This is a genomic window from Lactobacillus sp. OTU4228 (assembly GCF_001006945.1).
Lineage (GTDB): Bacteria > Bacillota > Bacilli > Lactobacillales > Lactobacillaceae > Lactobacillus > Lactobacillus amylovorus.
The window spans coordinates 1-2,509 of record NZ_CDLD01000017.1; the positions used below are offsets into that span (position 1 = coordinate 1).

Annotated in this window: 3 protein-coding genes; all 3 read left to right on the forward strand. The window is 36.6% G+C overall.

Going from position 1 to position 2,509, the window contains the following annotated elements; translation table 11 throughout:
• Positions 1–186: 186 nt before the first annotated feature.
• Positions 187–1,734: a multicopper oxidase family protein gene (locus tag BN1206_RS04925; protein WP_052542993.1), complete on the forward strand. Its 1,548-nt coding sequence runs from the start codon at positions 187–189 to the stop codon at positions 1,732–1,734.
• Complete coding sequence (locus BN1206_RS09870) at positions 1,731–1,901, forward strand: hypothetical protein (RefSeq protein ID WP_013437964.1); 171 nt, start codon at positions 1,731–1,733, stop codon at positions 1,899–1,901. The genes BN1206_RS04925 and BN1206_RS09870 overlap by 4 nt, the downstream gene beginning before the upstream one ends.
• Before the next feature lie 147 nt (positions 1,902–2,048).
• The gene (locus BN1206_RS04930) at positions 2,049–2,336 is read left to right on the forward strand and encodes a type II toxin-antitoxin system RelB/DinJ family antitoxin (RefSeq protein ID WP_013437965.1); all 288 of its coding nucleotides are present in this window, start codon (positions 2,049–2,051) and stop codon (positions 2,334–2,336) included.
• Positions 2,337–2,509: the final 173 nt, after the last annotated feature.

A 2,509-nucleotide genomic window follows, 5' to 3' on the forward strand; every position in this document is an offset into this window, starting at 1 on the left:
TTATCTTTTTAAAAGTTTTTCTCGACAGCGTTTATTTGCACTTGAAGATAAAAATAACGTCAATTCTTCATAAATGTGAAAGCGGTATAAATGCTTTAATAACAGTATTTTAAGCCGTTGATTGCACCCGAAAATAGTGCTAATTTAGTGCTGATCAGAAATGAAGAAGAACGAGAGGAAAACAAAATGACTAAAATTTATACAGATTACTTCCTTGATGAAGAAGACTTTGACAAAAATCATTTTCACTACAAAAAGCTCAGCATCCCTGATGGTGTTGAAGCTAAGCCTTTAGCAGTGCCACCTGTATTGAAGCCAGATAAAGTATCAGGCAACGATGTTTGGTACACGATTGAATCAATTGAAAGTAAGGTTCAATTGCTGCCAGGTAAAGCAACTAAGACCTGGGGTTACAATGCACCTATTCTTGGTAAAACAATGGTTTTAAAGAGAGGGCAACATGTTCACGTTAAACTAAAGAACAGTTTGCCAGAACTTACTACTTATCACTGGCACGGCATGGAAGTCCCAGGTCCAATCACAGATGGTGGTTGCCACGCACCAGTATATCCAGGTGAAGAAAAAGAGATTGAATTCACTGTTAACCAACCAGCAGCTTTAACTTGGCTTCACGCTCATCCATGTCCATCAACTGCCGCTCAAGTTTGGATGGGCTTAGCAATGGGAGTGGTTGTTACAGATGACCAAGAAGCAAAGCTGCCAATTCCAAAGAACTATGGTGTTGATGAGTTCCCAGTAATTCTGCAAGATCGTACTTACCACAAAGATAACCAACTAGATTATCGTGCTGATTATGATGCAATGGGCATCTTGGGTGAAACTCCACTGATCAATGGTACGATTCGTCCTTATATTGATGTCACTACCCAAAAGGTAAGATTATTATTCTTAGGTGGATCAAATAGACGTGAATGGCGTTTGCACTTTGACGATGATATTGTAATGACGCAAATTGCTGGGGATGATTCCTTCTTGCCACATCCAGTTAAAATGACTAAGATCATGGTTACGCCTGGTGAAAGACTTCAAGTGGTGGTTGACTTCTCAGGCTATCATGAAGGTGATGTCGTAAATCTTTATACTGATGACTTTAAACTCATTGAATTTAGAATTCATAATTTTGAAAAAGACGATTCTGTCATTCCTGACACTTTGTTTGAACCCAAATTACCAGAAGTCGATCCAGATTTGACTGTTCGCAAAGTTACCATGGATGAACACAACATGATGAATAACAAGCAATTCTCAATGCAAAGAATCGATATGAAGCAAAAGGTAGGGCAAGCTGAATACTGGGATGTAACTAACACTAATACTAAGGAACATGGTATGATTCACCCATTCCACATTCATGGCACCCACTTCACAGTTGTTTCAAGAAATGGACATGAACCATTTCCAAATGAATATGGTTATAAGGACACTATTCCAGTTCGTCCTGGTGAAACGGTTCGCTTAAGAGTCGAATTTCCACTTCTTGGTGTGTTCATGTATCACTGCCACATCATTGAACATGAAGATGCCGGCATGATGGCGCAAATTGAAATCTTTGATCCAGATCATTCTAAGAAATACCACTTAATGGATATGGAGACTTTGACTAAAGCCTTCGCGGAAGAAAAAGGCATTAAGCCAGAGGATGTTTGGATGCCAGGTATGGATACCGAAGGCTGTGGTATGGATGATGCAACAACGGGGGCTAGTCAAAAATGATGAGTGATAATATTGGGGTAAAATTGTTTTTCGTGATTTTATATGCCGCGATGGCATATTTCACTTTCACAGGCAATATGATGATGGGGATGTATTTGATGGCTGGAGGGATGCTATTATCAGCTCTCTTGTCGTTAGTTAGTTCACTTGCTAAATCTAAGAAATAAAAAGGTTGATAGTTAAAATAATAGAAAAGGCATAATTCTTAAAAATGTAAGAATTATGCCTTTTTCTATATAGCAATGGTAAAGAAATAATATAGCTTATTTCTTCACTTTGTCTATTATACAAAATAAAAGTAAGGAGTTGATATTATGACTATGGAAAAAGAAAAGATAAGTCAAGTAAACTTTAAAATGCCAGAGAAAGATAAGAAAGAAGTAACTGCTATATTTAAATATTATGGTTTGGACTTAAGCACAGGAATTAAAATGTATTTGAAAGAAGTTCAGCATACAAAGAGTATTCCTTTAACTTTAAAGTCAGTGACGGAATTAGATAGAGCTATAGCAGAGGCAGATCGTGGTGACTTTGCAGGCGAGTTTGATTCACTTGAAGATTTTAATAAGGCTTTTGATAAGGAAATAAAGAATGAAAATTAAATACACTCCATCATTTATTCGATCTGCTAAAAGATACAGTAAGAAAAATTATCAAAGACTTTCAATAGCATTTTACAAAGAGAATTAAGCAAGAACGCAAAGGACGGCTTTTAATTATGGTACAAATTGATGAACGTATAAGAGTGCTTTATAACAAAAACAAGCAAAATAAG